This is a genomic window from Amycolatopsis nigrescens CSC17Ta-90 (assembly GCF_000384315.1).
GTDB lineage: Bacteria > Actinomycetota > Actinomycetes > Mycobacteriales > Pseudonocardiaceae > Amycolatopsis > Amycolatopsis nigrescens.
The window spans coordinates 8,089,125-8,114,622 of record NZ_ARVW01000001.1 but is presented as its reverse complement, the minus strand read 5'-3'; the positions used below and the strand labels follow the sequence as shown (position 1 = coordinate 8,114,622).

Sequence of the window (25,498 nt, the reverse complement as noted above, 5' to 3'; positions counted from 1 at the left end):
GAGCCCCTACTGGCCGGTGTGGCTGAAGATCGTGAGCACCGACCCGTCGGGGTCGCGCATCCACGCCACCTGCAGCCCCGAGGTGTCCGACGAAATGCCATCGTCATCGAGTGTGAACGGCAACTCGTCACGACCGAGGAACTCGACTCCGCGCGACCGAAGGGACCGTACCGAGGTCCGGACATCCGTGACCCGGAAGCTGGCCACCGGCCAACTCGCCGATCCCGCGTCCGCGACTCCCGCGAGCAGGTAGATCACCGTGCCATCGCTACCGCGGACGAGCCAGCCGCCCGGCGTTTCCGCACCGGTCAGACCGAGCTTGCCTTCGTAGAACTCGCGTGCCCGGTCAAGGTCGGTCACGGCAACAACAGGTCCAATGTGCATCAGTGCTATTCCCTTCAGAAGTCGTGCTTACTCGGGCCGCGGGGCGAAGATCCGGAACGTGTTGCCCTCCGGATCACGGAACACCACCCACCTGATGCCGCCCTGTTCGTTGTCGCTGACTCGCTGCGCACCCAGCGCCTCGACGCGATCCGCCTGCTCGGACCAGTCGGCCTCACCACCGAGGTCGAGCATCAGGCGGTTCTGCCCGGCCGGAAGCTCGCCTTCGGGCTGGTGGAACATCCAGGTCGGACCGTCCCCATCGAAGCCGACTGTCCTTACCAGTCACGCTGCTCATTCCTTTCACATCGGGGTCTCGAAGGTAAGACTGCTTCGAGCGGCAGAACTCATCGAGCTGGTTTCTGTCGGTGGCAGGTGGTGTGCTGGGGCCATGAGCCGATGGAACGAGATCGAGCGGGATGCACCAGAACTGGCACAGCGAATCCAGCGCTGTTTCGAAACCGGCATCAACAAGACCATCGCGACGCTACGTCAGGACGGGGCGCCCCGGATCAGCGCGATCGAGCTCAACTTCACCACCGGCAACGTGACCTTCGGGATGATGGGCGGATCGCTGAAGCTGCGCGACGTTCGGCGTGATCCGCGCGTCGCGATCCACTCGCCGACGATCAAGCCGTCCGAATCCACCGAGTTGCTGGGTGACGCCAAACTCGCCGGGCAGGCCGTCGAAGTCGAGCCGCCCGGCGAAGACGCTGAACCCGGATCCGGTTACTTCGTCCTGGACATCACCGAGGCCGCGGTCACCTACCTCGGCGACCCCGCCGACCATCTCGTCGTCGAGTCCTGGGCCACCGGGCGAGGAGCACGACGAGTCCAGCGCTACTGAAGGATTGGTGACGCGCCGAATCGCGGGCGTAGCGTCGTTCGCATGAACGACCCGGTACCCGCGTGGGCGCACGAGGAGGTGGCCATCGTTCGGTACGACCCCGGCTGGCGAGAGTTGGGGCGGGCCGAGTGTGCACGGCTGACCGAGTTGCTGGGGTCCTGGCTGGTGGCCGATGTCGAGCACGTCGGCTCGACATCGGTTCCGGGACTTGCAGCGAAACCGGTGATCGACCTGATGGGGTTGGTGACCGAACTGGACGCCGCCGTGGCCGGGGCCGCTGAGATCCTCGCTTGCGAGGGCTGGCACTACCTGTCGCCAAAGCTGGATCTGCGGCCGTGGCGGCGTTTCTTCGTCAAACCGGATCCCACCGGCCACCGCCGCGTCGGGCACCTGCACCTGATCACCGACGGCCATCCGCGCTGGGCCCGGCAACTCGCCTTTCGGGACGCGTTGCGCCGCGACCCGGCTACGGCACGGCGATACGAACGGCTCAAACGGCAGCTGGCCGAACAGCACGCACAGGACCGCGAGGCCTACACGGAGGCCAAGGCGACCTTCATCGCCGAGGTGCTCGGGACCAGGTAGTCGTCAGAGCAGCGCGCGCACGTCCTCGGGCAGGTCCTTGACGTCCAGCGAGCCACGAACCGCCTCGACCAGCCGAGTGCGCTCGTTGTCGGCCGCTTTCGCTTGTGCCGCAGCCTGTTCCCGGGAATGCTGTGCGGCGCCGAGCTCGCGGTTGAGGGTGTTGATCGTGGTGTGCAGGCCGGCCAGCGACTCCTCCTGACTCCGGCGGCCGGCCGCCAGGTCGGCTTCCAGCCGGTCCCGGACCCGCTCGAAGTCCGCTCGAGCACGGTCCAGCTCCTTGGCATGCCGAGTTTCGAGCTGCTCGACCTGCGCGCGCTGCGTCTCGGCCTGTGCGGCCAGATCGGTGGCCAGTTTGTCTTCGGCGGCCTGCGCTCGCTGCACGGCGGCGGTGGTCCGGGTCTGCTCTTCGCCGAGTGTGCTGTGCAAGGCGGCGAGTTCAGCGGTCGTGGCAGCCAGCGAGCGGTCCAGCTCGGCGACCCTGGTGAGCACGGCCTCGGCCTGGCCTCGAGCCCGATCGCGTTCGTCCTGCATCGCGGCCGCGCGGCCATCGGCGCGTTGCTGGGCCTGCTCGGCTTCGATTCGCGCCCGATGCTCGGTATCGCGTTGGCGTTCCGCGGCCGACCGGTCGCGGACGGCCGACTCCGCGACCTTCGCGGCTTCGGCGGCTTCATCCGCCGCATCGGCGGCGCGGGCTTCGGCGACGCCTCGGAGCCGCTGCTGATCGGCGGCCTCAGCACGCGCGGCCTCCCGGTCCGCGAGTGCGTCCGCCACGGTGGCATCGAGCTGACCCCGGGCCTCGGTCAACGCCTGGAGCAACGCCTCGGCCGGCGCTAGCGCTCGATCGACCTGTTCGCCGAGCGCGGCCACCGCAGTGCCGTCCAGCGCGGTGGAGTCGTCGCGCAAGGAGTCCACGTCGACCATCGCGGCCTCCGCCTCCCGGCAGGACAGGTTGCGCGTCCCCCAGGTTTTGCCGTCCTGGCAGAACCTGGCCCGGTTGCCACGGCCCGTGACCAGCGGCAGCACGGCGGCGCAGCGGCGGTATCCGCACACCCGCCGAGTTTCGTCACCCGTTTCGTCAGGTCGATTTTCCGCCTGGGGTGATCCCTTGGCCGACTCACGTTCCTGAAGGTCCTCAGATCCACTTCCAGCGCGGGTTTCCATAGTCACCAGCCTAGCATCACCAATTATTTAGAAAAATATCCAGATCTAATTCGCGATGTGATGAAGAGTAGACCGGGTTAAGTTGTGATAATGTGCCATATCCATAGCGAGAAAGGGTGCGAATCGGACATGCATCAGCAGTGGCCGGAACGCCGCACCGGCGAGCTACCGGACCTCGACGGGCTGACGCCGGAGGACCGGCTGGCCCACCTCGACCGCGCCGCCGCGCAGTACGTGTCCACGCAGCGCCCGGCGAACACGCTCAAGGCCTACGCCCAGGACTGGAAGGTCTGGCAGGACTACACCGCCGATCTCGGCATTCCCCTGCTCTCCGGCACCGCCGGTGCCCTCACCGGATTCGTGGTCTGGCTGGAACGCGGCCGGGTGCTCCGCCAAGGGGAACGTGTCGACCCAGCGGTGCCGGAGCGGGCAGGCCCCGCCGCGCCGGCGACCATCGAACGTCGTCTCACCGGTGCCATCGCCGGACTTCGGCAGCACCAGGTGCACGTGGACCCGGACACCAGCCGCGCCGCCTGGCAGGCGCTCAACGGCTATCGGGCGCGCCTGGCCCAAGCCGGCACCACCCGCGGCCGGGGCAAGGCCACCATGGTCACGCTCGCCGACCTGCGCGCCATGTCACGAGCCTGCCCGGACACCCTTGCCGGGCTGCGCGATCGTGCCATGCTGCTGATCGGCTTTCCCATCGCGGCAAGGTGTTCCGACCTGGCGAACCTGCTGGTCACCGACGTCACCCGGACCGATCAGCGCGGCCTGGAGGTCTCCGTGCGGCACGGGAAGAGCGCCGGCGACATGGCGGTCCCCCGCCGAAGCAGCCCGGACACCGACCCCGTCCGTGCCTGGCAGGCGTGGATCGAGACCGCCGGCATCGGTTCCGGGCCCGCGTTCCGCCGGATCGACCGGCACGGCAACCTGTCCGAACAGGGCCTGACCACCACCGGCGTGAACCAGATCCTGACCCGCTGCGGCACCCGCGCGAACCTGGACTACCCGGTGACCGGGCACTCGCTCCGCTCCGGCTTCGCCACCGAAGCCCGCCGCGCCGGCGCCGACGACGTCGCCATCGCCGACCAGGGGCGCTGGGTCCGGGGCAGCCGCGCCCTCTACGAGTACATCCGCCGGGTCGACCGCTGGGACGACAACGCCGCCGACGCGCTGGACCTGTAGCCGCCGAATGGTCCGGTAGCGGACAGGACCTGACCGTTATGGTCGGCAGAATCGTCTCCACACCACCACGCAGCCTGGAGGTCGAACATGTACGCACCCGCCCAGCACGACGAGGTCACCGGCCTGGTCAACTACATCGACGAGCAGCTCACGGCCATCCGTGCCGCCGCGTTCGGGCTGACCGAGGAGCAGGCGCGCGAGACGCCGTGCCGGAGTGCACTGTCGGTCGGGGGCATCATCAAACACGCGGCCTACGTGCTGCGAGGAGCGCTGGAGCGGTTGAGAACCGAAGTCACCGAGCAGCCGGTCGATGGGGCGGCGTACACCGCGTTCACCGACAGCTTCGTCGTGCGCGATGACGAGACGGTGGCCGGGACCATCGAGGACTTCGACCAGGTGCGGGCTCAGCTGCTGACCGCGGTCGCTGCGACCGATCCGGCCGGCGACACCATGGCGCCTCCCGCGCCGTGGCACGGGATCTTCGACGCCCGGCCGATTCACGCTCGCTACTTCCTGGTGCACCTGATCGAGGAGTGCGCCCGGCACGCGGGGCACGCCGACATCATCCGCGAGCAAATCGACGGTGTGGCGGTGCCGACGTTGGTGCTCACCCTGGCCGGGGCGAGCACCAACGACTTCTTTCAGCCGTATCAGCCGACCCCGGGCACCCTCCTGGCGTGAGGTACGACGCCGGCATAGGTGTGCTGTAGACTATGTGATATGTCCCTCAGGTATGCCATCCTCGGGCTTCTCGACCTGAAGCCGATGACCGGATACGACCTCAAGAAGACCTTCGACAACACGGCCCGGCATTTCTGGGCGGCTGATCGGTCGCAGATCTACCGCACCCTCGGCAGCCTGCAGGCCGAGGGCCTGCTGGACGAGCACATCATTGCCCAACGGTCGCGCCCGGACCGGCATGAGTACCGGCTGACCGAGGCGGGCTCTGCCGAACTGGACTCGTGGCTGCGCTCCCCAGCACCCGTCGAGTTGCCGCGCGAGGCGTTCTTGGCGCGTATCTACTTCGCCGGCCGGGCAGAGGATCCGCGGGTCGTACAAAGGCTCGTCGAGGAGCGCCGGGCGTTGATCGGGAAACGGCTCGACGAGCTCCGAGAGCTTGAAGCGCCTAGGACGACGTATCCCGAGCGACTGCGGGCGATGACGTTGCGCAACGGCATCGTGCACCTCGAGGTCGAGCTCAGCTGGCTCGACGAACTCGAGGAGGCGCTGTGATGTACGTGCACGAGGAACATCCGGACGCCGACGAGACCGTCCTCTTCCTGCACGGCGGCAATGTCGCGGGGTGGATGTGGCACGACCTGGCCGCATCGCTGCCCGATCAGCACAGCCTGATCCCCGACCTTCCCGGTTACGGCACATCTAACGCCGAACCCTGGACCACCATCGCCGAAGTGGCGGACTCGGTGGCGGCGGTCATCCGTGCACGCGCACATGGGGGACGTGCGCACCTCGTCGGCCTTTCCCTCGGCGCCGTGGTCGGCACAGTTCTCGTGGCACGCCATCCCGATCTCGCCAGGAGCGCGATGCTCACCGGCGCGCCGCTCCAAGGCGTGGGCACGACGACGAGAGTACTGGGGCTCGCGCAGATCCGGTTGTGGGGTTCACCGTCGTACTGGCGGGTGATGGCGCGCGTGTTCCGGTTGCCCGAAGACTCGGTCGATACGTTCGTCGAGACCGGCATGGGGATCGACCGCGTGTCGGTGCGACGAGCGATACTGCCCCAGGTGTACGGCGGCGTGCCGGCCGTGGACCTTGAGGGCCTGCGGCGTACCCAGACGCCGATGCTGATGCTGGCGGGCGAGCGAGAGTCCAAGACGGTGCACCGGGCGCTGACCGAGGTGACCTCCCGGGCACCGAAGGCGGTCGCGCGGTCAGTCCCCAGGATGCATCACGAATGGAGCGCGGAAGATCCGGAACTGTTCCGTCGCGTGCTTCAGCATTGGCTGGCTGAGCGCGAGCCAGCGCCCGAACTGACGAGCCCCTGAGGTCACATCTGTGCGGGGACCGGGCTCATGTAGCTGCGAGGCATTCGCAACCACATGAGGAGGACAACGATGCAGTACGTGCTGATCATCCACCACGGCTCCTTCCCGCTGCCGGGTACGCCGGCGGCCGAATCGCTCACCCTGGAGGAAAAGAAGGCGGTCTACGCCGACTGGGCCGGACTCAACGCAACGGAGAACTTCACGGGTGCGCCGCCCATGGGCTTGCCGGAGAACGCCACGACCGTTCGCGTGGAGAACGGCGCGGCGGTGACCGCCGACGGCCCCTTCCTCGACGCCACGAGTGCGGTCGGTGGGTTCGCGGTGGTAGAGGCCGAGAACCTGGACGCCGCGATCGCACTCGCCGCCCGCGTGCCGCAGGCGCGCCTTGGCGGCGCGGTCGAGGTACGGCCGAGCGTCAAGTACTGGTGACGCCGTGGGCCGGCCCCGGTGCGCGACGCGCCATCGGGGCCGGCCCGGTCACTGACCGAGCACACTCGACGCGAGGCGGCGGACGCGGTCAGGGTCCTGGACCACGTCGATCCGGACGATTCGCTGGCCTGCAACGGTGAAGGCCATAACGGAGAACGGCCGCCCGTCGCGGGTGATCACCGCACCGACGGTGCCGTTGACCAGAGCGGACCGCAGGGCACCGCCACGCGGCGCGCGGGCCTGTTCGGCGACCGCCCGTGCGCCGTGCACGACGACAGCAGGCCGGGCGGTGCCGAAGTCGGTGCGCAGAACCACGTCGGGGTCGAGAACCCCGACCAGTGCGTCGATGTCGCCGGTCCGCGCAGCCGCGTAGAAGGCGTTGACCACCTTCCGCTGGCGCGCCACGTCCGGATCGGGAGAGGGGAGGTCGGCGCCGTTCACCCGGCGCCGGGCCCGGCTGGCGAGCTGCCGTGCCGCGATCGGTGTGCGACCCACGATGCCGGCGATCTCGGCGAAGGGCAGCTCGAACATGTCGTGCAGCACGAACGCCAACCGCTCGGCCGGCGCGAGCCGGTCGAGCACGATCAGCAGGGCCAGACCCACCGAGTCGGCCAGCAACGCCTCCTGCTCCGGGTCGAGATCCCCGTCCGGCACCACGACCGGGTCCGGCGGATGCGTGGCGAACGGTTCCTCCCGGCGGCGCCGGCGGGAGCGCAACAGGTGCAGGCATTCCCTGGCGACGACGGTGGTCAACCATCCGCCGAGGTTGTCGATCTGCTCCGGATCGGACCGGCTCAGCCGCAGCCACGCATCCTGCACGGCGTCGTCCGCCTCGGTCAGCGAACCGAGCATCCGGTAGGCCACTGCTCGCAGCCGGGGGCGGTGCCGCTCGAAACGTTCGGCCAGCCAGTCGTTCTCGTCCATTGCCTCACACCAATCGCCAGGGTCATCGGAATGAACCCTCAGCGATTGCGAACGTGACAGCGGCGTGGACACGCACCGTCGCAGAAGGGGAAGTTCATACCGCCTGGTGAGCTTGAGAACCCAAGGGCCACAACGGAATATGCGCGGTGAGGCAGAAGGGGTGGCCGGCGGGGTCCAGCAGGACTCGCCAGCGATCCGGGCCAGGTTGCTCGTCCGCTCGGCGGGCGCCGAGCCGCAATGCCTCCGCCTCCCCCACGTCCAGATCGTCCACGACCAGATCGAGATGCTGGTGCTTGGGCGTGGGGCCGTCCGGCCAGGACGGCGGCTGGTAGCCGGGCACCCGCGCGGCGGCCAGCACCCCTCGTGCGGTCCTCACGATGGCCACCTCGTCCGTGCGGTACACGATCTCGCCACCGAGCAGCTCGGCCCAGAACGTCGCCAGCACGGGCGGATCGGCACAGTCGAGCGAGATCAATCCCAGTTGGGCCACGGCCATGCGCGCCACATTACGGTCCGACGCTCTCGGTGGTGCGGTGCGCCTGCTGCCTGCGGCGGCTGGTCGTGCGGGCGGTGAGCGCCCAGGTGGCGAGCGCGCAGAGTGCGAGTGCCGCGCCGAGGATGCTGGGGCCCGTCCAGCCCGCGGCGTCGAACAGCGCGGTGGTCGCGGTGGCTCCGAGCGCGGAGCCGAGGGAGTAGAAGACCATGTACCCGCCGATCGTGCTGCTGGTGCGCTCGGCGTAGGCGGTGGTGAGGATGTGCTGGTTGCTGACGTGCACGGCCTGGACGGCGAAGTCGAGCACGATCACGCCGAGGATCAGCAGCGGCAGCGACCAGCCGAGTTGTCCGATCGCGAGCCAGGAGCCGAGCAGGAGGGCGAGCGCGATGCCGGTGACCCGGCCGGCGTGCCCGGCGTCGCCCCAGCGACCGGATCGGGCGGCGCCCAGAGCGCCGGCGAGCCCGGCGATGCCGAACAACCCGATCTGCGCTTCGTTCAGGTGCCACGGCTCGCCGGCCAGGGGCAGCGCCATGCCGCTCCAGAGGGTGCCGAAGGAGGCGAAGAGGAAGAAGGCGATCAGCCCGCGGCTCAGGAACGTCGGCTGGGTGAACAGCCCGCCCAGGGACCGAATGACCTGCCCGTACCGTTCGGTGCCGGCACGGACTTCCGCCGGCAGCGCGACGAGGCTGAGCACGCAGAGGACGGCGGCGAGGACCGCCAGTGCGAGGTAGCTGCTGCGCCAGCCCCACAGATCCGCCAGGCTTCCGGTGACGATCCGGGCGCCGAGGATGCCGACCACCACACCGGAGGTGACGACGCCGAGGTTGCGTCCGCGCTCATCCGGTGGGGAGATCGAGGCCGCGTAGGCGACCGCGGTCTGCACCACCACCGCGAACACGCCCGCGACGGCGAGGCCGCTGAACGCCACCCAGGCGACCGGTGCGGCCGCGGTGACCGCCAGCCCGACCGCCACCAGCCCCAGGTGCGCGGCGATCAGCCGTCTGCGGTCGAGCATGTCGCCCAGCGGCACCAGCAGCACCAGCCCGGCGAGGTAGCCGAGCTGGCCGACGGCCACGAACCAGCCGACCGAATCGCGGGGAACGCCGAGGTCGTGCCCCATCGGTCCCAGTACCGGCTGCCCGGCGTAGACGCTGGCGACCGCCACTCCGCACACCACGGCCAGCAGCAGCCTCGTTCCTCGACCCACCACAGCTCCTCAAGTTGGTTTCAAATTGCAACTCTTTGGAGAGTAGGTCAGAATGGTTTCATTACGCAACTCATTGGAGGTGTGATGGCAGGCGACGACGTGGCGGGGCAGGGCCTCGCGTGGACGGACCCGAACTGCCCGGTCGCGCGGGCGGTGGACGTGATCGGGGACCGCTGGAGCCTGCTGATCATTCGGGACGCGATGGACGGCGCCCGCTCGTTCACCGACTTCCAGCAGCGCACGGGCATCGCCCGCAACATCCTCGCCGACCGGCTCCGCAAACTCGCCGCTTACGGCCTGATCGCCCAGGTCGACGCGTCGTCGGGCAAACGCCGGGTGTACGCGCTCACCGCGGCGGGCAAGGACCTGTTCCCGGTGATCGTCACCCTTCGCCAATGGGGTGAGCGCCACGCCTTCGCGGCGGGTGAGCCGCATTCGGTGCTGGTCGACGAACACGGAGCGGTCGTTCCGCAGGTCGTCCCGGTGGCCGCGGAGGGACGGCCGTTGACCAGTGACACGACCTCCGTGCGCCGTTCCTGATGCCTCGTCACCAGTCGATCGGCACCGCGACCGGGCCTTGGAGTGTCACGAACATCCGCCGCCATTCGAGTTCGTCGAACGGCACCGCGAGGCGCAGCCGCGGAGCGGCCGCCAGCAGCGCGGTGACCCCGGTCCGGAGTTGCAGCCGGGCCAGCGTCGCGCCCAGGCAGTGGTGCGGTCCGTGGCCGAAGGTGAGATGTCTGGGATGTCCTTGCCCGCGAGCGAGATCGACCAGCGCCGGCTCGGGGAACCGCCGGGCGTCGTGATTGCCCGCTCGCAGGGGCGCGAGGACGAACTCGCCCGCGCGGATCGGCACCCCGCCGACGTCGGCGTCCTCGATCGCCACCCGCCCCTGGTCGGCGGCCGAGCCGTGGTCCTGGCGCAGGAGTTCCTCGACCAGCGCGGGCACCGAAGCGGGATCGCGCGGCAGTTCCGGGTCGGCCGCCAGCCGCAGCACGGCCAGTGCGAGTGCGTTCGCGGGCGGGACGTATCCGGCCATCAGGAACGCGAAGGCGAGCTGGGTGACCTCTTCCGGATTCAGTGCGTCGCCGGAGTCGTCACGCGCCTGGAGCAACCCGGTCAGCAGGTCGTTCCCTGGCGCGTGCCGCTTCGTCTCGACCAGTTCCGCGAGATAGCCACCCAGTTTCTGGGCGGCCTCGGCCATTTCGTCGTAGCTCGGCGCGGTGAACACGGCGAGGACGCCGTCGATCCAGGTCTGCAGGTCGTCGAGAGCCGTCGACGGGACGCCGAGGAGCTCGACCAGCACCGAGAGCGCCAACGGGATCGCGTACCCGGCCAGCACGTCCACCGGCGGGCCCTGCGCTATCAGCTTCGCGGCCAGTTCCTCCGCGAGTTCTTCCACCCGCGGGCGCAGCAGCTCCACCCGGCGAGGGGTGAGCGCCTTGGCGGCGATGCGCCGGAGCCGCGCGTGCTCGGGGCCGCTCATGGTGAAGAGCAGGCCACCGGAGCCGTCCGTGGGCATACCGGGAATCCACGGCCGGAACCGCGAGTCGGCCAGCAGCGTGCGGATGTCGGCATAGCGGGTGACGAGCCAGGCGTCCTCGCCGGTCGCGAGGTGCACGCGGCCGACGGGTTCCTCCTCCTGCCGCCGGGCGAATTCGGCCGGGCACCGCATCGGCGCCTCCTCCGCGAACGGATAGTCCACGACCCCAGTCATCTGTTTTCTCCCTTCCTTGGCTTACCAGTCGTCTTCTCGGCCAGTGAGTGCAGCGGCATCAGCCCGGGACCCCCGCTCGCCCCGAGTGCTCGGGCGGTGAGCAGGCGGTAGAGCTCCTCCGCGGCTCGGCTCAGCCGTGCGGCGCGGTCCGCGATCGGCTCCGCGTCCAGGTCGAGCTCGGTGAGCGCCGCGGCGAGAACCTGTTCGGCGTCGCGCTGCTGGCGCTGGGCGACCGCCTCGACCAGCCCGTCGACCGCGGTCACCAGGGTGCGCCGGCGGTCGGCCGGGTCCGGCTCGGTGCGCACGGCACCGTGCTCGCGCAGCTTCGCGACGGACGCCGACACGTGGCTCTGCGCGAAACCGCTGCGCGCGGTGAGCTCGCTGATCGACATGCCCGGTCCTTCGACGAGCACCGAGATGAGCACCAGGTCGACTTCCGGCACCTCCGGATCCGAGTCGTCGCGCATGCCCTGGGAGGCGAGTTCCATCAGGTGCTTGCCGAGCAGATACAGCTCACTGACCTTCACATCGGAAACGATACATCAAAAACGATGAGTATGGGTTTGTTGGCGGACAAGGAAGCGGACCCGTGTGCGTACAGTCCTGGAACTACAACCTCTAGTTTCAGGCGGTGATCCGATGGAGTACGGCGAGTACCGGCGGTTCGACGCGGTCGCACTGGCCGAGCTGGTGTCCCGGGGTGAGGTTTCCCCCGCGGAGCTGCTCGACGTGGCGATCGAGCGGGCCGAGCAGGTCAACGGACGGCTGAACGCGATCGTCCGCCCGATGTACGACATCGCCAGAAAACGGGCCACCACCGAGCTTTCCGGACCGTTCGCGGGGGTGCCGTTCCTGCTCAAGGACCTGATGCAGGATTACGCGGGCCTGCCGACCGGCAGTGGTTCCCGGTCGATGCGCGGCCACGTCGCCGCCCGGCACAGCGTGGTCGTTCAGCGCTGGCTCGACGCCGGCCTCGTGGTGTTCGGCAAGACCGCCACCCCGGAGTTCGGCACGAAGGCCATCACCGAGTCCGCGGCGACCGGGCCGACCCGCAACCCGTGGAACCCCGACCACACCCCCGGCGGGTCATCCGGCGGCTCGGCCGCGGCGGTGGCCGCGGGGATCGTTCCGGTGGCGGGCGCCAGCGACGGCGGCGGGTCGATCCGGATCCCGGCGGCCTGCTGCGGGTTGTTCGGGCTCAAGCCAGGCCGCGGCGTGGTGCCCTGCGGTCCGGACCACGCCGAGTATCTGCACGGCGCCGCCACCGAGGGCGTGGTTTCCCGGACCGTCCGCGACACCGCGGCGATGCTCGACGTGCTGGCCGGAAACCCCGATCCCGGCGGCCCGTTCCTGCCCGGCCTCCCGGACACGTCCTACGCGGAGCTGGCCCGCCGGGAGCCCGGAAAGCTGCGAATCGGGTTCACCACCCACTCCCCGATCGGCACCGCCGTCGACCAGGAGGCGGTGGTCGCGGTCGAAGACGCCGCCGCGCTGCTCGGCAAACTCGGGCACGACGTGGAACTCGCCGACCCCGGCACCGACGGAGCCCAGATCGCCAAGGACTTCATGACCATGTGGTCCGCCACGGCCGCCGCCACCATCGCGGACATCCAGCGCGTCACCGGCGCCTCCGCGAAGGAGTTCGAGCTGGACAACCGGCTGCTCGCCGCGTCCGCACACGGTGTCCGCGCCGCGGACTACGTCGCCGCGCACGAACGCTGGAACACCCACACCCGGGCGCTGGCGGCGTTCCACGCGAAATACGACCTGCTGCTCACCCCGACCCTCGCCGGGCCCCCGGTGCGCATCGGCGAACTGGAGACTCCTCGCCTGCTGCGGTACGCGGGCGAGGTGCTTCTGCGACTCGGGCTGACCGGACTGTTCACCGACACCAAGCAGTGGCACAACCAGATCCTGGCGAATCTCGCACCGGTCCCGTTCACCCAGCTCGCCAACATCACCGGCCGACCGGCGATGTCCGTGCCGCTGCACCGCACCGCAGGCGGCCTGCCACTGGGTGTCCAGTTCGTCGGCGCACTCGGCGCCGAACCGACCCTGCTCGCACTCGCCGCCCAGCTGGAAGCCGAAAAACCATGGGCGGACGCCGAACCCGCGTTGTAGGCCTGTCCACAACGGACAGTTAAGCGCTGGCCGTCATGATCGGCACCCCGATACGATGCGGCCTATGCGTGCCAGCCTGCGTGACGGCCTGAAAGCGGCTCTCAAAACCCGCGACCGCGTCGCCATCACCGCACACCGCTCCGCCTTGGCTGCGATCGACAACGCCGAAGCCGTACCCGTCGACCAGTCGCTGGACACCACCACCGGGAACGAACACGTCGCGGGGGCGGCGGTCGGCCTTGGCTCGGCGGAAGCGGAACGTCGTCACCTCACCGAGGCCGATCTGCGTTCGATCGTCGAAAACGAGGTGCGGGAACGCTCGGTGGCCGCCGAGGAGTACGCACAACTCGGCCGCGACGACGTCGCCGAGCGGCTTCGCGCGGAGGCCGCGGTGCTGAGCCGGTACCTCGACCCCACGCCCTGACCAGCCGCCGGTTCGCCCCCGCTTTTCGTCAGGGCGCGCGAGGCGGCCGTCTCTACGCCAAACGGCAGAGCTGTCATTGACCGTCCCCGCTTTGGTCAGTAGCTTCCCGGTTGGGGTCAATTTGGACTAGACCATTTCCAGGATTGCTCGGTTCGTTCTGCGGCGCGTCAACCCGTGCGCTGCTCGACCAGAGAGGGGGATGCCGTGCCCAACCGGCATAGCAGCATCCGTTCCAGAAGGATCAAGGCACTCACCGTGTCGTGCGCGGGCCTGCTCGCCTTCACCGGAGTCGCAGCCGCCGGCCCGGCGGGCGCGGTGAGCGCCATGGCGCCGAGCGTCGAGGCGCAGGCCAGCGCGTTCGGCGCGCAGACGCTGCGCGGCATGACCTTGGAACAGAAGATCGGGCAGCTCTTCGTCGCCACGGTCTTCGGCAAGTCGGCGAACGAGGTCAACGCGGACAACCGGAAGATGTACGGGGTCGACACGCCGGCCCAGGTCGTCCAGCGGTACCAGGTCGGCGGTGTCATCTACTTCAACAACTCCGAAGCCGACAACGTGGAGGACCCCGCCCAGCTGGCCCGGTTCTCCAACGGCCTGCAGCGCGCGGCGTTGTCCTCCGGCACGCACATCCCGCTGATCGTCTCCATCGACCAGGAAGGTGGCCAGACCACCAGGATCAGCGCGCCGGCCACCGAGTATCCGAGCAGCATGGCGGTAGGCGCCGGCCGCAGCACCGAGGACGCCAGGCAGCTCGCCGCGATCAACAGCCGCGAACTGCGCGCGATGGGCATCAACCAGGACTACGCGCCGGTGGCGGACGTCAACTCCAACCCGCTCAACCCGGTGATCGGTTCCCGGTCGTTCTCCGCCGACCCGGCACTGGCGAGCAGCCTGGTCACCGCCGAGGTGGACGGCTACCAGAACGCCGGACGACGGACCGAGACGGTTTCCGCCGCCGCCAAGCACTTCCCGGGTCACGGGGACGCGGCCGAGGACAGCCACACCGGGCTGCCGGTGATCAACCGGACGGCGGACGAGTGGCGGCAGATCGATCTGCCCCCGTTCAAGGCCGCGATGGCCGCCGGGGTGGACTCGATCATGACCGCGCACATCTCGGTGCCCAGCCTCGACCCCTCCGGTAACCCGGCGACCCTGTCCAAGCCGATCATGACCGGCCTGCTGCGCGACGAACTGGCCTACGACGGGGTGATCGTGACCGACGCGCTGCGCATGGACGCGATCCGCAAGCTGTTCCCCGACGCCGAGGTCCCGGTGCTCGCGCTGGAGGCGGGCGTGGACCAGATGCTGCTGCCGCCGGACTTCGGCGCGGCGGTCAAGGGCGTGCAGGACGCGGTGCGCAGCGGAAGGCTTTCCGAGCAGCGCATCGACGAGAGCGTGCTGCGCATCCTGAAGCTGAAGTTCAAGCGCGGCATCCTGACCAGGCCGCTGGTCGACGAGCGGGCGGTGGGCAAGATCGTCGGCACCCGCGAGCACCGCGACGCGATCGCCCAGATCTCCGGCAAGACCGTCACCGCGCTGCGCAACGACGCAGGTCTGCTGCCGCTGAAGAAGCCGGGCAAGGTGCTGGTCGCCGGCTGGAACTACCCGGAGTTCCCCGGTTACCCGGCCGACCCGGTGACCTCGCTGGCCAAGAAGATGTCCGGTACCGCGCTGCCCACCGGCGCCAATCCGACCGCGGCGAAGGTCGGCGAGGCGGTCGCCGCCGCGAAGAACGCGGACACCGTGGTCGTGCTGACCAACGGCCTGCGCACCAGCGCTGGACAGACCAGCCTGGTGAACAGCCTGCTGGCGACCGGGAAACCGGTGGTCGCGGTGTCCATCCAGGAACCGTACGATCCCGGTTTCGCGGACGTGCCGAGCTGGGTGGCCACCTACGACTGGCGGGACGTGAGCATGTCGTCGCTGGCCAAGGTGCTGACCGGCAAGCTCTCGCCGCTCGGCAAGCTCCCGGTGGACGTCCCGACCGGTGCCGACCCCACCAAGGTGCTGTTCCCGTTCGGTCACGGCCTGCGCTGGTGACCTCGCCGCAGTAACGAGAAACCCGAGGACATCGCCCGGTTCCGGCCCCGTCAAGGGCCGGAACCGGGCGATTTACGTTCCAGCCCTCTCGGCAACATTCCTCAAACTACCTCGATAATATGCACGATAGGGTAGTTTGAAGTATGTTACGGTATCCGACATGAGTGAGATCTATCGATCCGTGGCCGGGGCCCAGCTACTGCGGGAGCACTACCTGAAGGCGCTGGAGCACTGGCCCGTCGACAACGAGCGGCTACGCGTGCCGACGCCCGAGGGCGAGACCTTCGTCATCGCCAGCGGCCCCGTCACGGCTCCCCCACTGGTGGTGTTCCACGGCTCCGGGTCGAACTCGACGCAGTGGATGGGCAGAATCGCCGAGCTCGCGGCGCATTTCCGGGTGTACGCCGTGGACATCATCGGCGAGCCCGGTCTCAGCGCGCAGTCCCGGCCGCCGATGGCGTCCAACAGGTACGCGGTATGGCTGGACGCCGTGCTGGACTTCCTCGAGCTGGACCGGGTGGCGATCATGGGAATCTCGCTCGGCGGCTGGCTGGCCCTTGACTACGCCACCCGGCGGCCGGACCGGGTGGCGCGCCTGGCGCTGGCCTGCCCGACCGGGGTCGGCAGGCAGAAGAAGGGGTTCCTGCTCAAATCGATCCTGCTGAGCCCGCTCGGCAAGTGGGGCAGGCGCAAGACGATCACCGGGATGCTCGGCCCCGCGGTGTCCACGATGGCACCGGCCGAGGTGGACATGGTCATGGCGGAGGTACTGCTCGTTTCGAAGAACTACCGGTACCGCACCGCCGAGCTTCCGGTGTTCGACGACGACAAGCTGCGCCGGCTGACCATGCCGATGCAGGTGTTCGTCGGGCAGTGGGACATCATGGTCGACTCCTTGGAGACCAAGCGGCGGCTCGAAGCCGTCGTACCGCACGCCACGGTGCGTTTGCTGCCCGACATCGGGCATTACATTCCGGCGCAGGCGGCCGAACTCGAGTTCCTGACCAGTGCCGCCTAGCAGGGCTCACGACGTGGCTGGGACGCCCTTCGCTTCGATCCCGTCGAGCAGGTAGTTCAGGCTCTGGGTGAAGGTGCCGTCCCAGTCGTCGTCGAGCATGTAGCCCTGCGCGGCCAGCGTCGGGTAGCGCTCGCTTTGGGCGTTCAGGTGCTCCTGCGCGACGGCCCGCTCCTCCGGCTGCATGTGCCAGCCGGCCCGCGCCACCGCGGAGCCCATCACGTGGTTGTACAGACCCCAGGTCACCGCGGCCAGGTGCTCTTTGCCGAACCCGGCGCGAACCAGGGTCGCCTGCAGGAACTCCATCCGCGCCAAGATGTTCGGGCCGATCATCGGGCGCCCGACCAGGGTCGTCGACCACGGGTGACGCAGCATCGTGGCACGCCAGCCGGTGAGCACGAGGCTGACGTCGGCCCGCCAGTGTTCGCCGTGCTCCGGCGGCAGCGGCACCTCGCCGAAGATGGCGTCGAGACAGAGGTCCAGCACATCGTCCTTGGTGTTGACGTGCCAGTACAGGGTGGTGGAGCCGTGCCCGAGGCGTTCCGCGAGACGGCGCATGGTCAACCGCTCGATGCCTTCGCTGTCCAGCAGTGCGACCGCCTCTTCGACGATGCGGGCCCGTGTCAGGGGTGACTCGTCACGCGGGGTCCGCGGCTGCCTGAGCCAGACACTGCCTCGGGTGACCTTCGTCTCAGATCGGGCCTCACTCATGCCTGGAACCCTAGTACATTGATCGCATACTAGACCAACGTTCTAGAGCTAGATCAATGTTCGAGAGGGTGACCGTCGAGTCATGGAACGACAGAAGAACGGCAGCCGATGGTGGGCGATGGCCGTCATCGGTATGGCGCAGCTGATGGTGGTGCTGGACGCGACCATCGTGAACATCGCGTTGCCGTCGATACAGGCCGAACTCGGCCTGTCCGATGGGAACCGGCAGTGGGTGATCACCGCCTACGCGCTGGCGTTCGGCGGGTTGCTGCTGCCGGGCGGTCGGGTCAGCAGCCTGCTCGGCCACCGGCGCAGCTTCCTGGTCGGCCTGGCCGGTTTCGCGGCGGCTTCGGTGTTGGGCGGCGCGGCGGACGGCGCCGGAATGCTGTTCACCGCGCGGGCGCTGCAAGGCGTCTTCGCCGCGATTCTCGCCCCGGCCGCGCTGTCCTTGCTGACCATGACGTTCACCGAACCGCGCGAGCGCGGTAAGGCGTTCGGCGTGTTCGCCGCGGTCGGTGCCGGGGGATCCGCGCTGGGCATGGTCGCCGGCGGGCTGCTCACCGAACACGTGGACTGGCGGTGGTGCCTGTACGTGAACGTGCCCATCGCTGCGCTCGCGCTGCTCGGCGGTCCGCTGTTGATGCGCGACGACGCCCATCGCGGGCCGAAGGGCCTGGACCTGCCCGGGGTGCTGCTCAGCGCCGGCGGGTTGGTGGCGCTGGTCTACGGGTTCAACGAAGCCGAGAGCCGCGGCTGGGGTGACCCGCTGGTACTGGGCATGCTGATCGGCGGCCTGCTCCTGCTGGGGTTGTTCGTCCTGCTGGAGTCCAGGGTGCGCCACCCGCTGCTGCCGCTGCGCGTGCTCGCCCACCGCACCAGGGGCGGGGCGTTGCTCTCGATCGGGTTGTCGCAGGTCGCGATGTTCGGCTTCTACCTGTTCATGACCTACTACCTGCAGGCCGTCCTGGGGTACTCGCCGGTGCGGGCCGGCGCCGCGTTCCTGCTGACCGCCGCCGGGGTCGTCGTCGGATCCACCCTGATCGCGGGCACCCTCCTGCCGCGGATGGCGCCCCGCACGCTGCTGGTGCCGGGGCTGCTCGCCGCGGCGGCCGGAATGCTGATCCTGACCAGGCTGACGGCGGAGAGCCCGAACGTCTTCCTGCTCTACCTGCTCCCCGCGCAGATTCTGATCGGGGTCGGACTCGGTTGCGTGATGACGCCCGCGACCAGCCTGGCGACCGCGGAGGTCGACCCTTCCGACGCCGGCATCGCCTCGGCCGCCTTCAACGCCTCCCAGCAACTCGGCGGCGCACTCGGCACCGCGCTGCTGAACACCGTCGCGGCCTCGGTCGCCGCCACGTACCTGGCCGGGCACGAACGCACCCCGCGGGCGGTCGCCGAGGGCACCGTGCACGGCTTCTCGGTGGCGCTGACCATCGCGGTGCTCGTGCTGATCTGCACCGCGGTCGTCACCGGCCTGCTCATCAACGTGCGCAAGCCCGAACCTCGGAATCCCGTTCCGGCGGAAGAGGAACCGCCTTTGCCCAGCATTTCCCGCTAGGTGTCATCCACTCGTCAACTTGTTTCGTGCCAAGGAGGCCACGATGAACAACGAATCGGAAAAGCAGCGTCCCGTCACCGTCCTGGACGGATACGTTCCGGTCATCGACCTGTCCACGGCGAACACCGAACCGGGCCGCGCCGCCGTCGCGGCGGCCATCGGCCACGCCTGCGAGAACTCCGGGTTCTTCGCCGTCGTCGGACACGGCGTGGCGCAGGAACTGATCGACCGCATGTACGCGGTCACCAAAGAGTTCTTCGAGCTTCCCGAAGAAGAGAAGAGCAAGGTCGTCGGCGGGCCGGGCACCGGCGGGTTGCGCTATTCCGCTGGCAGCGCTGCCAAGAGCATCGGCCTGGACGCACCACCCGATCTCTGCGAGATCTTCACCTCCAACGTGCTCGGCGACCACAGCGCGGAACACCGGGCGAAGTTCGGCGACGACTCCGCGCCGTGGACGCGGGCAAACGTCTGGCCCGACCAGCCGGAGGAGTTCACCGGAACCTGGCTCGAATACCTGCGCGCGATGGAAGATCTCGGGAAAGAACTGATGCGACTGTTCGCCTTGGCGCTGGCGCTCGATGAGCACTTCTTCGACGACAAGGTGGACGAGCACATCTCGACGATCGTCGCCAACTTCTACTACCCGCAGCTCAAGCCGCCGCTGCCGGGCCAGCTGCGCAAGGGCCCGCACAGCGACTGGGGCAACCTGACCATTCTCTACCAGGACGACATCGGCGGACTCCAGGTTCGCCAGAAAGGCCACGGCTGGCGTGACGTTCCCTTCGTGCCCGGCAGTTTCGTCATCAACATCGGGGACATGATGGCGTTCTGGACGGGCGGCCGCTGGGTCTCGACCGTGCACCAGGTGCTGAACCCGGTGGAGGGGCACACCAACTCGCGCCTTTCCATCCCGTTCTTCTACCTGCCCAACCAGGACGCGCTGATCGAGCCGCTCCCCCAGAATCTTGCGGGACACCCGCACCCGATCGATGGGGGCATGCGCAAAAAGCCTCGCATGCCCCCATCTCAGTTCAGCGGCACCGAAACCGCGGCCGAGTTCACCGCGGCGACCACCCCGGGACGGTGGTACCAGGAGAAAATGGCCGCCACCTACTCCTGAGCGGTGTGGGAGCCGGGCACCACAACCGGCTCCCACACCGAAGATCCGCTATTCCTCGATGGCCCCGCCGATGCGGCGAAGATGCCGCCGGAAACTGTAGGTCGGGTCGGCGGCCCGGCGCGCCAGGTAGTCGTCGAAGGCCGTCTGCCGGCGCAGGGTCTCGCCTTCCCGGATCAGCCGGGCCTGCTCGCGTTCGGTCCGCCAGATCTGGTCCGCGGTGGCCAGCACCTCGTCGGCGTGCTCGGCGGCCACGAACAGCACGCCGTCGTCGTCGCCGAAGACGAGGTCGTCCCGGCTGACCAGCTGCGGGCCGAACCGGGCGGTGGTCAGCGCTTCGGGCTCCCGCTCGTCCAGCCGCACCGGGCCGGGCGGGTAGCTGCCGTAGCTGAACACCGGCAGCCCGATCTCCACCAGCTCCGGGGTGTCCCGGTGCAGCCCCCAGATCACCAGCCCGGTCAGCCCGGCCGCCTCCGCCTCCAGCACAGCCAGATCGCCGACACAGGCTTCGTCCACCCGTCCGCCGTTGTCGATCACCAGCACGTCGCCCGGGCCGGCCTGGCCGAACGCCTCCAGGAACACGTCCACGCTGCCGTAGTGCCGGACCGGCAGCGCGCGTCCCGCGATCCGGTGCCCGGGGACGACCGCGCCGATACCGGGCGGCGCGGCGCGCAAGGGCACACCGTTGCGAACACAGGCGTCGGCCACCAGTGGCGTGGACAGTTCGGCGAAGGCCTTCAGCATGGGGATCTCCCTGGCACGGTTCGGCTACCCGGATTGCGGGTGCCGCGATCGTACGGCGATCGCCGCGCCCGGTTGTGGGAACCTGTGCCCCGGGGCGTCCATGGGGGGCGCACCGGCGAAACTCGTGAGGAGGGTGCGGGGATGGCCGGCACCAGAGACGACTTCCTGTCCACCGCCCGCTCGGCCGCGAACCTGCTGCGCGAACCCGCCGTCGCCGGAGCCTGGCGCGAGCCGAGCGCGCTACCGGAGTTCAGCGTCGCCGGTCTCGCCGGTCATCTGGCCTACCAGATCCTGGCCATCCCGCAGATCCTGGCCGAGCCGGTCCCGCGCGAGCCGACCATCTCGCTGCTCGAGCACTACGGCCGGGTGGCCTGGATCGACGGCGCCCTCGACGACGAGATCAACGTCCGGATCCGGGACGGCGGCGAGCAGGTCGCGGCCGAGGGACCCGAGGCGCTGGCGGCACGGGTCGACGCGGTGGTCGGGGAACTGGCCGTCAGCCTGGCTTCGGTCGAGGACCGGTCGGTGCGGATCGCGTTCTGGGGCCCGTGGTCGCTGCCGCTCGACGACATGCTGATCACCAGGATGATGGAGCTCGCGGTGCACTCGGACGACCTCGCGGTCAGCGTGGGCGTCGCGACCCCGGAACTGCCGCAGGGCGCCGTCGACACGGTGATCGACCTGCTCTCCCGGCTCGCCGTGCGCCGACACGGCCCGACCGGAGTACTCCGCGCCCTCAGCCGCGCGGAACGAGCACCCGCTACGATCGCCGCCTTCTGAAGCACGCGGGTCTCAGTTGACGCACGGCACGTCGGCAGGAGGCTCGCCAGATCCGGTAGTGGGCGGAGTGCCGGTGGCGGGGCCGGATGCGAGGTTCTCCTGGACGAACGAACGCACCTGCGCAGGGTCGAGTCCCTCCATCCATTCACCGGCAGTCCCCACCGGTGAGCCGCTGACCGGCACCGTGAGCAAGCGCATCGTGTCGACGCGAAGCTTGAGCAACTGGCCTGCGAGGCCGAGCAGGTTCCACCCGGGATCGGTGCGCACGGAGTCGCGCGCTGTGCTCAGCAGGTTGGTCAGGGCCTGCTCGCGGGCCGGTTCGGGTGCGGTGAGCACCGTGGTCGCCAGCGACTTCAGGAACGCCTGCAGCCGGACGATGCGGTCGAAGTCACCACGCACCATGCCCGCACCATGTCGTTGGCGCAGGAACTCCAGCGCGGTGGAGCCGGACACGGTCTGTCGCCCAGCGGGGAATGACACCCCGGTCACCGGGTCGCGGGTGGCCTGCTTCAGACAGACCGGCACGCCACCGACGGCGGTGCTGAGGTCGGTGAAACCCGCCATATCGATGATGGCGTAGTGGTCGACCGGGACGCCGGTGAGGTTGCTTACGGTGGCGGTCATGGCGCGAGCGGCTGCCTCGTCGGCGTCGGCGGGACTCCGCCCCTTGGCCAGTGCGTCCTGACGGACCCGCTGGTAGGCGGTGCTCAGCTTGTTCGTGCCGTAGCCGGGGACGTCCACTCCGGAATCGCGGGGGATCGACATGACCGCCCCGGTCCCGTCCTGGCCGAGGTGGGCCAGCACGATCGAATCGGCGCGCGCACCGTCGTCGGGTTCCGCGCCTTGGCGGGAGTCCATTCCGAGGAGCAGTACGTTCACGCCCGTCTCGGCCGCGGGTGCGGCAGGTGCGGCGGCGGTGTCGCCGGGTCGGTCCAGCAACTGGGGTACGACGACCGCCCCCGCGACCGCCACGACGACCGCGGCTGCCGCGGCCAGTACCGGAACCCGGTAACGGCGACTCGGGGATCCACCGCTGTACAACCGGGCACGGACGGTGTCGGAGTCGACGGCCTGATCGGCTTCCTCGGTCAATGCCTCGCGGATGAGGGCTTCGGTCGGATCGAGTTTCACGCCCATGCCTCCTTGGCCGATGATTCTGAGTACCCGCCGGCGATCCCGGCGGCCCGCAGCGTGCGCAACGCGCGGGAAAGATGACTGCGCACGGTGCCGGTGCCACAGCCGAGGACCTCGGCGATCTCGCTGTCGGTGCGGTCCTCGTAGTAGCGCAGCAGGATCGCGGCCCGCTGCTTGCGCGGCAGCTTCGCGATCAGGGCCCGCATCGCGGCCCGCTCGGCGTGCTGGACCGCCACATCACTGGTCGGGGTGCCGAGAGCGTTGAGCGTGTGGTGCTCGGACGAGATCTCCTTGGCCGCCCGTCGTCGGCGCCAGGACAGATACTCGTTGGTGACCATCCGCCGCACATACAGATCCGGTGACTGCAGCGACTCGATCCGTGACCACCGCGGCTGCGCCCGCAGCAACACCTCCTGCACGATGTCCTCCGCCAGATGCGAATCGCAGGTCAACGCGGTGGCATAACGCAGCAGCCGATCGAGTCGTTCGGCGACGAACAGGTCGAAACCTTCGCGCACCAGCACTCCTTCCCATGCCCTCGGTGACGGTTACTACAGAGAAACGCGATGGCACACGTCAAATGTTGAGTCCCGCCCCAAGAAAGATCGAAATTTCATGATCCGGCCTGGTCAGCGCGGTCACGGTGTTCCGTGAGAGTGTTCCGAGCACTCGGTGAGCCTGTCGACGAGGAAGGCGCGTTCGGCGTCGTTGCCGGCCACCGCGATCGCTCGTTCGTAGGCGATCGCGGCCTCGGCTCGCCTGCCGAGCCGGCGCAGCAGGTCGGCCTTGATCGAGGGCAGATACCGGTAGCCGGCCAGCCGCTCGTTCCGTTCGAGCGTCTCCACTTCGGCCAGCGCGGTCGCCGGTCCGCTGACCATCGCGACCGCCACCGCCCGGTTCAGCGCGACCACCGGCGACGGCCAGGTTTTCCGCAGCTCGTCGTAGAGCACCAGGATCTGCGCCCAGTCGGTGTCGGCGTAGGTCGGCGCGGTCGCGTGCAGCGCCGCGATGGCGGCCTGCAGGGCGAACCGGCCGGGACTGCCGCCGCGGAGTGCGCCAAGCACCAGCTCGTGCGCCTCGGCGATGGCACCGGAGTCCCAGGCCGAACGGTCCTGCTCGGCCAACGTCAGCAGGCGCCCGTCCGCGGTGGTCCGGGTGGCGCGGCGGGCGTGCCCGGCCAGCAGCAGTGCGAGCAGCCCCCGGACCTCACGCTCGTCCGGCATCAGGTCACGCAGCAGGCGTGCCAGGTCGAGCGCGCGCTCGGCGAGGTCGTCCTCGGTCAGCGCCGGTCCCGCCGGTGCGGTGTGGCCGGTGGTGAAGAGCAGGTGGATCACCGTGAGGGCCGCGTCCAGCCGGCCGGGCAGCTCACCGTCGGCGGGCATCCGGAACGGGATCCGCGCCGCCGTGATCTTCTTCTTCGCCCGGGTGAGCCTGGCCGCCATGGTCGTCTCGGAGACCAGCAGCGCCTTCGCGATGTCCGGGGTCGGCACCCCGCAGACCAGCCGCAGAGTGAGCGCGACCTGCGCTTCGGCGGCCAGTGCCGGGTGACAGCACAGGAAGACCAGCCGCAGCCGGTCGTCGTACACGGCCGGCTCGGCGGCGACATCGGGCTCCACCAGCAGGTGCAGCTTCGACCTCAAGGTTTTGGCTCTGCGCAAGGCATCCAGCGCGTTGTGCTGGGCGGCCGTGGTCAGCCAGGCACCCGGCCTGGCCGGTACGCCGTCACGTGCCCAGGCGTCGAGCGCGGCGGCGTACGCGTCCTGAACGCATTCCTCGGCCAGGTCGAGATCGCGGGTGACGCGCACCGTCGCGGCGAGCACGGTGGCCCACTCGCGACGGTGCGCGTCGGCGACCGTCTGTCCGACCGTGCTCACACGGCGAGCAGCGGCCGCACTTCGACGGCACCATCCATGATCGGAAGCAGTTTGCCGACGGCGATCGCCACGTCGAGGTCGGCGGCCTCCACCACGAAGAACCCGGCGATCACTTCCTTGCTCTCGAGGAAGGGTCCGTCGGTGACCAGGCCGCTCTTGCGGATCGTCCGCGTCGCCGCGCTGGGCTCCAGCGCCTGCTCGTGCACGACTTTCGCGCCCAACGCGGCGATCTTCTCCCCCGCGTTCAGATTGGCTTCCATCACCTCGGGCGGAATGTCGGCCACGCCGCCGGGGGTTTCCTTCTCATAGATCAGAATCGCGTACTGCGGCATAACTCGTCCTGTCCGGTCGATCACCAGTTTCCGGTCTCCGGGCCCATCGAACCGTACTCGACCTTGCCGTTCCGCGCGTACGTGCTGACCACGACTCCGGTGTTCAACGTCCTCGACTCGATCAGCTCGAGGCCGACCGGGATGGTGCCCTCCGCGAAGAGCCGTTTGCCGACGCCGAGCAGCACCGGCAGCACCACCAGATGGAACTCGTCGACGAGGTCGTGCTGGATGAGTGTCTGGACCAGATCGCCGCTGCCGTGCACCTGGATCTCGCCGCCCTCGCCCTGCTTGAGCTTGCCGACCGCCTCGGCCACGTCACCGGTGAGCAGTGCGGAGTTCTGCCAGGACACGGTGTCCAGCGTCCGCGACGCGACGTACTTGGGCATGTTGTTCAGCTTCGAGCCGATCGGGTCGTCGGCATCGGCCAGCGGCCAGGTGGCGGCGAAGATGTCGTAGGTCTTGCGCCCGAGCAGCAGCGCACCGGCCCGTTTGGTCCACTCCGCCGCCGACTGGATGAAGCGCTCGTCCAGGTGCGACACGGCCCAGCCGCCGTGCTCGAACCCGGCGTCGACGTCCTCGTCCTGGCCACCCGGCGCCTGCATGACCCCGTCCAGGCTGACGAACGTGATCACCATCAGTTTTCGCATGTTGCTTCCTTCGTTACCGGGGCGCCGGTGGTGACGCCCTCACCCACAACGGCGAACGAG

At 69.2% G+C, this 25,498-nt stretch carries 30 protein-coding genes; 15 read left to right on the top strand and 15 right to left on the bottom strand.

Translation table 11 applies throughout. The features are described from left to right. Nucleotides 1-6 precede the first annotated feature (6 nt). Entirely contained in the window at nt 7-384 is a 378-nt protein-coding gene (locus AMYNI_RS0138355) for a VOC family protein (RefSeq protein WP_040406228.1), read from the bottom strand. 27 nt (nt 385-411) lie between these two features. Next, a complete protein-coding gene (locus AMYNI_RS46445; RefSeq protein ID WP_281170359.1) occupies nt 412-666 on the bottom strand; it encodes a VOC family protein in 255 nt (84 codons plus the stop codon). A 106-nt stretch (nt 667-772) separates the two neighbouring features. Between AMYNI_RS46445 and AMYNI_RS0138345 the strand changes: the two genes are divergently transcribed. Both AMYNI_RS0138345 and AMYNI_RS0138340 read left to right on the top strand, forming a co-directional pair. Continuing rightward, entirely contained in the window at nt 773-1,228 is a 456-nt protein-coding gene (locus AMYNI_RS0138345; RefSeq protein WP_020673430.1) for a pyridoxamine 5'-phosphate oxidase family protein, read from the top strand. 42 nt (nt 1,229-1,270) lie between these two features. Next, nucleotides 1,271-1,813 carry a GrpB family protein gene (locus AMYNI_RS0138340; RefSeq protein ID WP_020673429.1) on the top strand — a complete coding sequence of 181 codons (543 nt, stop codon included), beginning with the start codon at nt 1,271-1,273 and terminating at the stop codon, nt 1,811-1,813. A gap of 3 nt (nt 1,814-1,816) precedes the next feature. Here the strand turns inward: AMYNI_RS0138340 and AMYNI_RS0138335 are convergent, their stop codons facing one another. Next, nucleotides 1,817-2,863 (bottom strand): coiled-coil domain-containing protein, encoded by a 1,047-nt coding sequence (locus tag AMYNI_RS0138335; RefSeq protein ID WP_020673428.1) that lies wholly within the window; start codon nt 2,861-2,863, stop codon nt 1,817-1,819. A 240-nt stretch (nt 2,864-3,103) separates the two neighbouring features. On the opposite strand from AMYNI_RS0138335, the gene AMYNI_RS0138330 reads away from it, so the two are divergent. From AMYNI_RS0138330 to AMYNI_RS0138310, 5 genes are all read left to right on the top strand, one after another. Beyond that, a complete protein-coding gene (locus tag AMYNI_RS0138330) occupies nt 3,104-4,159 on the top strand; it encodes a site-specific integrase (protein ID WP_020673427.1) in 1,056 nt (351 codons plus the stop codon). Between the two features lie 87 nt (nt 4,160-4,246). Continuing rightward, nucleotides 4,247-4,840, top strand: coding sequence for a DinB family protein (locus AMYNI_RS0138325; RefSeq protein WP_020673426.1), 594 nt, complete (start codon nt 4,247-4,249; stop codon nt 4,838-4,840). Between the two features lie 39 nt (nt 4,841-4,879). Next, on the top strand, nt 4,880-5,392 hold the full coding sequence (locus AMYNI_RS0138320) for a PadR family transcriptional regulator (protein ID WP_020673425.1): 513 nt from the start codon (nt 4,880-4,882) through the stop codon (nt 5,390-5,392). After that, nucleotides 5,392-6,165, top strand: a complete 774-nt coding sequence (locus AMYNI_RS0138315; RefSeq protein ID WP_020673424.1) for an alpha/beta fold hydrolase — start codon at nt 5,392-5,394, stop codon at nt 6,163-6,165. The genes AMYNI_RS0138320 and AMYNI_RS0138315 overlap by 1 nt, the downstream gene beginning before the upstream one ends. A gap of 69 nt (nt 6,166-6,234) precedes the next feature. Beyond that, on the top strand, nt 6,235-6,594 hold the full coding sequence (locus AMYNI_RS0138310) for a YciI family protein (RefSeq protein WP_020673423.1): 360 nt from the start codon (nt 6,235-6,237) through the stop codon (nt 6,592-6,594). Nucleotides 6,595-6,642: 48 nt separating this feature from the next. Here AMYNI_RS0138310 and AMYNI_RS0138305 read toward each other — a convergent pair whose 3' ends face one another. From AMYNI_RS0138305 to AMYNI_RS46440, 3 genes are all read right to left on the bottom strand, one after another. Beyond that, nucleotides 6,643-7,518, bottom strand: a complete 876-nt coding sequence (locus AMYNI_RS0138305; protein ID WP_020673422.1) for a sigma-70 family RNA polymerase sigma factor — start codon at nt 7,516-7,518, stop codon at nt 6,643-6,645. Between the two features lie 94 nt (nt 7,519-7,612). Next, nucleotides 7,613-8,014 (bottom strand): VOC family protein, encoded by a 402-nt coding sequence (locus AMYNI_RS0138300; protein WP_020673421.1) that lies wholly within the window; start codon nt 8,012-8,014, stop codon nt 7,613-7,615. Nucleotides 8,015-8,024: 10 nt separating this feature from the next. After that, nucleotides 8,025-9,221 carry an MFS transporter gene (locus tag AMYNI_RS46440; protein WP_040406226.1) on the bottom strand — a complete coding sequence of 399 codons (1,197 nt, stop codon included), beginning with the start codon at nt 9,219-9,221 and terminating at the stop codon, nt 8,025-8,027. Nucleotides 9,222-9,305: 84 nt separating this feature from the next. Here AMYNI_RS46440 and AMYNI_RS0138290 point away from each other — a divergent pair, with 84 nt between their 5' ends. Continuing rightward, nucleotides 9,306-9,761, top strand: coding sequence for a winged helix-turn-helix transcriptional regulator (locus tag AMYNI_RS0138290; RefSeq protein WP_020673419.1), 456 nt, complete (start codon nt 9,306-9,308; stop codon nt 9,759-9,761). A 7-nt stretch (nt 9,762-9,768) separates the two neighbouring features. On the opposite strand, the gene AMYNI_RS0138285 is transcribed toward AMYNI_RS0138290, so the two are convergent. Then, nucleotides 9,769-10,938, bottom strand: coding sequence for a cytochrome P450 (locus AMYNI_RS0138285; RefSeq protein WP_020673418.1), 1,170 nt, complete (start codon nt 10,936-10,938; stop codon nt 9,769-9,771). Beyond that, nucleotides 10,935-11,465 carry a helix-turn-helix domain-containing protein gene (locus AMYNI_RS0138280; RefSeq protein WP_020673417.1) on the bottom strand — a complete coding sequence of 177 codons (531 nt, stop codon included), beginning with the start codon at nt 11,463-11,465 and terminating at the stop codon, nt 10,935-10,937. Before AMYNI_RS0138280 ends, AMYNI_RS0138285 begins: the two co-directional genes overlap by 4 nt. Before the next feature lie 112 nt (nt 11,466-11,577). Between AMYNI_RS0138280 and AMYNI_RS0138275 the strand changes: the two genes are divergently transcribed. From AMYNI_RS0138275 to AMYNI_RS0138260, 4 genes are all read left to right on the top strand, one after another. After that, a complete protein-coding gene (locus AMYNI_RS0138275) occupies nt 11,578-13,059 on the top strand; it encodes an amidase (RefSeq protein ID WP_020673416.1) in 1,482 nt (493 codons plus the stop codon). 64 nt (nt 13,060-13,123) lie between these two features. Then, nucleotides 13,124-13,483 (top strand): GatB/YqeY domain-containing protein, encoded by a 360-nt coding sequence (locus tag AMYNI_RS0138270; RefSeq protein WP_020673415.1) that lies wholly within the window; start codon nt 13,124-13,126, stop codon nt 13,481-13,483. A gap of 255 nt (nt 13,484-13,738) precedes the next feature. Then, complete coding sequence (locus tag AMYNI_RS0138265; RefSeq protein WP_020673414.1) at nt 13,739-15,523, top strand: glycoside hydrolase family 3 protein; 1,785 nt, start codon at nt 13,739-13,741, stop codon at nt 15,521-15,523. Nucleotides 15,524-15,683: 160 nt separating this feature from the next. Then, nucleotides 15,684-16,541 (top strand): alpha/beta fold hydrolase, encoded by an 858-nt coding sequence (locus tag AMYNI_RS0138260; RefSeq protein WP_020673413.1) that lies wholly within the window; start codon nt 15,684-15,686, stop codon nt 16,539-16,541. A 6-nt stretch (nt 16,542-16,547) separates the two neighbouring features. Here the strand turns inward: AMYNI_RS0138260 and AMYNI_RS0138255 are convergent, their stop codons facing one another. Then, nucleotides 16,548-17,249, bottom strand: a complete 702-nt coding sequence (locus AMYNI_RS0138255) for a TetR/AcrR family transcriptional regulator (RefSeq protein WP_020673412.1) — start codon at nt 17,247-17,249, stop codon at nt 16,548-16,550. 82 nt (nt 17,250-17,331) lie between these two features. On the opposite strand from AMYNI_RS0138255, the gene AMYNI_RS0138250 reads away from it, so the two are divergent. Together AMYNI_RS0138250 and AMYNI_RS0138245 are read left to right on the top strand one after the other, a co-directional pair. Next, on the top strand, nt 17,332-18,810 hold the full coding sequence (locus AMYNI_RS0138250) for an MFS transporter (protein ID WP_211225542.1): 1,479 nt from the start codon (nt 17,332-17,334) through the stop codon (nt 18,808-18,810). A 43-nt stretch (nt 18,811-18,853) separates the two neighbouring features. Next, nucleotides 18,854-19,930, top strand: coding sequence for an isopenicillin N synthase family dioxygenase (locus tag AMYNI_RS0138245; protein WP_020673410.1), 1,077 nt, complete (start codon nt 18,854-18,856; stop codon nt 19,928-19,930). Nucleotides 19,931-19,978: 48 nt separating this feature from the next. Here AMYNI_RS0138245 and AMYNI_RS0138240 read toward each other — a convergent pair whose 3' ends face one another. Then, nucleotides 19,979-20,671, bottom strand: a complete 693-nt coding sequence (locus AMYNI_RS0138240; RefSeq protein WP_020673409.1) for an RraA family protein — start codon at nt 20,669-20,671, stop codon at nt 19,979-19,981. A gap of 141 nt (nt 20,672-20,812) precedes the next feature. Here AMYNI_RS0138240 and AMYNI_RS0138235 point away from each other — a divergent pair, with 141 nt between their 5' ends. Beyond that, nucleotides 20,813-21,451 (top strand): maleylpyruvate isomerase N-terminal domain-containing protein, encoded by a 639-nt coding sequence (locus tag AMYNI_RS0138235; RefSeq protein ID WP_020673408.1) that lies wholly within the window; start codon nt 20,813-20,815, stop codon nt 21,449-21,451. A gap of 12 nt (nt 21,452-21,463) precedes the next feature. Here the strand turns inward: AMYNI_RS0138235 and AMYNI_RS46435 are convergent, their stop codons facing one another. The 5 genes from AMYNI_RS46435 to AMYNI_RS0138210 all read right to left on the bottom strand — a co-directional run bounded on the left by AMYNI_RS46435 (nt 21,464) and on the right by AMYNI_RS0138210 (nt 25,438). Next, complete coding sequence (locus AMYNI_RS46435) at nt 21,464-22,582, bottom strand: LCP family protein (RefSeq protein ID WP_169515806.1); 1,119 nt, start codon at nt 22,580-22,582, stop codon at nt 21,464-21,466. Further along, nucleotides 22,579-23,109: a SigE family RNA polymerase sigma factor gene (locus AMYNI_RS46430; protein WP_020673406.1), complete on the bottom strand. Its 531-nt coding sequence runs from the start codon at nt 23,107-23,109 to the stop codon at nt 22,579-22,581. Before AMYNI_RS46430 ends, AMYNI_RS46435 begins: the two co-directional genes overlap by 4 nt. A gap of 114 nt (nt 23,110-23,223) precedes the next feature. Continuing rightward, complete coding sequence (locus AMYNI_RS0138220) at nt 23,224-24,459, bottom strand: RNA polymerase sigma factor (protein ID WP_020673405.1); 1,236 nt, start codon at nt 24,457-24,459, stop codon at nt 23,224-23,226. Beyond that, a complete protein-coding gene (locus AMYNI_RS0138215) occupies nt 24,456-24,791 on the bottom strand; it encodes a YciI family protein (protein WP_020673404.1) in 336 nt (111 codons plus the stop codon). Before AMYNI_RS0138215 ends, AMYNI_RS0138220 begins: the two co-directional genes overlap by 4 nt. 20 nt (nt 24,792-24,811) lie before the next feature. Beyond that, nucleotides 24,812-25,438, bottom strand: coding sequence for a dihydrofolate reductase family protein (locus tag AMYNI_RS0138210; protein ID WP_020673403.1), 627 nt, complete (start codon nt 25,436-25,438; stop codon nt 24,812-24,814). Nucleotides 25,439-25,498: the final 60 nt, after the last annotated feature.